Source organism: Protofrankia coriariae, from assembly GCF_001017755.1.
GTDB lineage: Bacteria > Actinomycetota > Actinomycetes > Frankiales > Frankiaceae > Protofrankia > Protofrankia coriariae.
Genome location: NZ_JWIO01000047.1, coordinates 29,996 through 33,833 on the forward strand (window position 1 = coordinate 29,996; position 3,838 = coordinate 33,833).

Here is a 3,838-nt window from a genome sequence, read left to right on the forward strand (position 1 = left end):
GGGCGCCCTGCCGCCGGACCTGTTTGTGCGCGCCATGACCGCGAGCCTACGACCTGAATCGGGTACAGCTCGATCCGTGGTGCCCAGCGAGCTGACGGGGGTCAACGTTCGGTCGCGATGGCCACCCGTCCCGCGGTCGGCGGCACGGCGCGCACGACCTTCCAGGAGGGCTCGCCGTGCCGGCCGGCACCCACCTGCAGGTCGGCGGCGGCACGCCAGGCGTTACGGCGTGCCGTCCGCTGTCCGCCGTGTGGGAGGAGGAGGAGAGTCAGTTCTTCGGCGGCGGTCAGTAGTGACTTCAGCAGGATCACGTAGATCTCCCAGGCCGGTCGGACGCGCTGTCGGTCACGATCTCGTTCTTGCTCTGCTCGCTGCGCAGTGGTTACTGTCGGATGACACTAGTGCCGCCGCGACGCGCCCACCACCGCGGTTATTACTCTGCGTAGTTAAAGTGGCCAGGGGTGGGAATGCCCGCCTTGACACCTTCCGCGTCCGCGCAGCTGGCCGTGGAGCCGGCCGTGAGGCCGACCACGGGGCTGGTTGAAGGGCTTGTTGAAGGGCTGGTCGTGGGGCTGGTTGAAGCGGTGGCCTCGCTCCCGGCCCCGCCTCCGGCCAGGTCGCCGCGACGCTCGATCGCCTGCTGGTACATCCGGCCGGCGCGGTAGGACGAGCGCACCAGCGGGCCGGCGAGCACGCCGACGAACCCCATCCGCTCGGCCTGCGCGCGCAGCTCGACGAACTCCTCGGGACGCACCCAGCGCTCCACCGGATGGTGGCGGGGGCTGGGGCGCAGGTACTGGGTGATGGTCAGCAGTTCACAGCCGGCGGCGAGCAGATCGGCCATGGCCGACAGGATCTCCGCGGGCTCCTCGCCGAGCCCCAGGATCAGGTTGGACTTGGTCACCAGGCCCGCGTCCCGGGCCCGCCGGAGCACCTCCAGCGACCGCTCGTAGCGGAACCCGGGCCGGATCCGCCGGAACACCCGCGGCACTGTCTCGATGTTGTGGGCCAGCACCTCGGGCGCCGCCCCGAAGACCTCGGCGAGCTGCTCCGGACGGGCGTGGAAGTCGGGGATGAGCAGTTCGACGCGGGTGCCCGGGCAGGACGTGTGGATCTCACGGACCGTCTGCGCGTACAGCCACGCCCCGCCGTCGGGCAGGTCGTCGCGGGCCACCCCGGTCACGGTCGCGTAGCGCAGGCCCATCGTCCGCACCGATTCGGCGACCCGGCGCGGCTCGTCGGCGTCGAAGGCTGCGGGGCGTCCCGAGTCGATCTGGCAGAAGTCGCACCGGCGGGTGCACACCTCGCCGCCNCGCCTCCCGGTCCTCCCAGCACTCGTAGATGTTCTGGCAGCCGGCCTCCTCACACACCGTGTGCAGGCCCTTGTCGTGAACGAGCCCCTTGATGTCGGAGTACTGCGGCCCGGTCCGCATCCGGGTGCGGATCCACGGCGGTTTGCGTTCGATCGGTGTGGCCGCGTTACGGACCTCCAGCCGCAGCATCTTCCGGCCCTCGGGGGCCGGGGCCGCCACCGCGGTGCCAGTAACCGCGGTACTGGTCGGCGTGGCGCTGGTAACCGTGGTGTCGGTGGTCATCGGGCCAGCTCCGGCTCCCGCGCCAGCGGCACGCTGTCGGGTGCCGGCAGGTCGTCCGCGCCCGGTGCCGGCAGGTCGGTCACGGTCGGTGAGGTAGCGGTGAAGGCCGTCAGCGTCCCGACCATGTGGCGTTCCACGACGGGCAGGGCCTCCTCGACGGTCACGGCCCGGCCGAGCTCCCGGCTCAGGCTGCTCACTCCGGCGTCGGAGATGCCGCACGGGACGATCCTGGTGAAGGCGCCGAGGTCCGGACAGCAGTTGAGGGAAAAACCGTGGTAGGCGACCAGGTAGCGCACCCGGACGCCGATCGCCGCGAGCTTGTGCTCCCCGTCGGCGGTCCACACCCCGGTGCGCCCGGCGACCCGGACAGCCGGCACCCCGAACTCCGCGCAGATCGCGATCAGGGCCTCCTCGAGGGCGCGGACGTAGGCGACCACGTCCAGCGGCCGGGGCAGCCGCAGCACCGGGTAGCCCACGATCTGCCCCGGGCCGTGCCAGGTGATCTTGCCGCCGCGGTCGACGTCCACCACCGGGGTGCCGTCGAAGGGGCGCTCCCACGGCTGGGTGCGCCGGCCGGCGGTGTAGACGCTGGGATGTTCCAGGAGGATCAGGGTGTCGGTCGCCTCGTCGGCGATCCGCCGGTCGGCCAACGCGCGCTGCAACCGCCACGCCTCGTCGTAGGGCACCAGGCCTGGGCGCATGACCTCCATGAAAATGAGGCTACGCTCACCTGCGGTGTCCTCCCAGCGCCCGCGGCAGGACACCGCGGGCGTCACACTTCCGACAGCAGCCGAGGGGTGACCGGCGTTTCCCGTACACCTCCGGTCGTACCGCCGGCAACCGTACCGCCGTCCGCCGTACCATCGCTGGTCACATCGCTGGTCATACCGCCTTCGGCGGCGCCGCCCGCGGGCGGGCCCGGCTCGGCCGGGATTCGCTCGACCCGCCAGGCGTACACGTCCGGCCGGTCGGCGACGGCCTCCACCAGTTCGGTTCCCCGGAAGTGCAGGCCGACCCCGTCGTCGGTGGCCCAGCCGTCCGGCAGCGTCCCGTCCGCGACCAGCTTCTGGTAGAGCGGACGCCGGCCCGGCTCCGAGTCGTAGTGCGGGGTGTTGCTGAACGGCAGCAGGCCGAGGCCGTCGGTGACCGCCCGCAGGCCCGGCCCGAACGAGTCGGTGGTGCCTCCCGCGTGCCAGCACAGCGATCCCGCGGACACCCCGGCGAGGACCACACCCGCCTCCCACGCCTCCCGCATGATCGTGTCGAGGCCGTGCGCGCGCCACACGGCGAGCAGGTTCGCCACGCTGCCGCCGCCCACCCAGATCACGTCCTGGCCCAGCAGGTGCGTGCGGACGTCGGGGATGTTCGGCATCGGGAACAGCGCGAGGTGGGAGGCGCGCACCTGTGGGGTGTCGCGGGCGAGCGCGGCGTAGTAGCGCGCGTAGGCGGCCGGGTCGTCGCCGACGGCGGTGGCCAGCAGGCACAGCTTCGGACGGGTCGGCTGCCCGGCCAGGCGCAGCGCGTGCTGGATCAGCGGGCCGACCCGGGCGCCCCAGCGTCCGTCCGGCAGGAAGCCGCCGCTGGTCGCGAGGATGTTCATCGTCCGGCCTCCGTGCCGTGCTCCTCCGTGCCGTGTTCGTCCGTGCCCGTGCTCATCGGCGCCCGCGTCCATTCGTGACTGTCCGTGTCCGGGCTTGGCTGTTCCGTCTGCCCGGGCATGTTCCTGCCGTCTGCGTGTTCTACCGTGTTCGTGCCGTATGCGGCATGCCCGCTGTACGCCGCGGTCACCGTACCCTGACCCGTTTGCGGACCTGTTTGCGGCGCGAGTTATCCACAGTTTGCCGGGGAGGGCTGCACAGAATGGCTTTTTCGGCTTACCGTCACTTTTTGTGACCTCGATGTACGATTCAGCCGGTTCCCGGGGTGGACGGGAGAATCCGGCCGATTTTCCCGTGCCCGGGGTGGTGCTGCGCGCCCGGGTCCGGGATGCCGGCGCCGGGGACGTGTGGGCCGGCCGGGTCGTGGCCACCGGGGTCGAGTGCACGGTTCGGCGGGTCAGGCTGCCCCCGGGCACGGCCGGTCGCGAAACCGCCATGAGGTCGGCGCGTCTGCTGGTCGAACTCGACCACCCACACCTCGTCCCGGTCATCGACGTGATCGCCACGTCCGAGGGGATCGCGGTGGTGTCGGAGCCGGTCGACGGGGCGGTCAACCTGGGCCGGCTGCTCGGCGTCCGGGAGCGG

3 protein-coding genes and 2 pseudogenes are annotated in these 3,838 nt (G+C 71.9%); 1 reads left to right on the forward strand and 4 read right to left on the reverse strand.

Going from position 1 to position 3,838, the window contains the following annotated elements:
* Positions 1 to 101: 101 nt before the first annotated feature.
* From FrCorBMG51_RS20905 to FrCorBMG51_RS20920, 4 genes and pseudogenes are all read right to left on the reverse strand, one after another.
* Positions 102 to 311, reverse strand: a complete 210-nt coding sequence (locus tag FrCorBMG51_RS20905; RefSeq protein WP_013874426.1) for a hypothetical protein — start codon at positions 309 to 311, stop codon at positions 102 to 104.
* 299 nt (positions 312 to 610) lie between these two features.
* Positions 611 to 1,532: pseudogene (locus FrCorBMG51_RS20910) on the reverse strand (lipoyl synthase); the annotation flags it as partial.
* A gap of 59 nt (positions 1,533 to 1,591) precedes the next feature.
* Positions 1,592 to 2,305 carry a lipoyl(octanoyl) transferase LipB gene (gene lipB / locus FrCorBMG51_RS20915; RefSeq protein ID WP_047224721.1) on the reverse strand — a complete coding sequence of 238 codons (714 nt, stop codon included), beginning with the start codon at positions 2,303 to 2,305 and terminating at the stop codon, positions 1,592 to 1,594.
* Between the two features lie 62 nt (positions 2,306 to 2,367).
* The gene (locus FrCorBMG51_RS20920; RefSeq protein ID WP_047224722.1) at positions 2,368 to 3,195 is read right to left on the reverse strand and encodes a Type 1 glutamine amidotransferase-like domain-containing protein; all 828 of its coding nucleotides are present in this window, start codon (positions 3,193 to 3,195) and stop codon (positions 2,368 to 2,370) included.
* Positions 3,196 to 3,547: 352 nt separating this feature from the next.
* Here FrCorBMG51_RS20920 and FrCorBMG51_RS20930 point away from each other — a divergent pair.
* A pseudogene (locus FrCorBMG51_RS20930) lies at positions 3,548 to 3,838 on the forward strand (serine/threonine protein kinase); the annotation flags it as partial.

What these genes read in the sequence shown, in the direction of transcription:
- lipB (WP_047224721.1), bottom strand. Translation starts at nt 2,305, where the DNA reads ATGGAGGTCATGCGCCCAGGCCTGGTGCCCTACGACGAGGCGTGGCGG.
- FrCorBMG51_RS20920 (WP_047224722.1), bottom strand. Translation starts at nt 3,195, where the DNA reads ATGAACATCCTCGCGACCAGCGGCGGCTTCCTGCCGGACGGACGCTGG.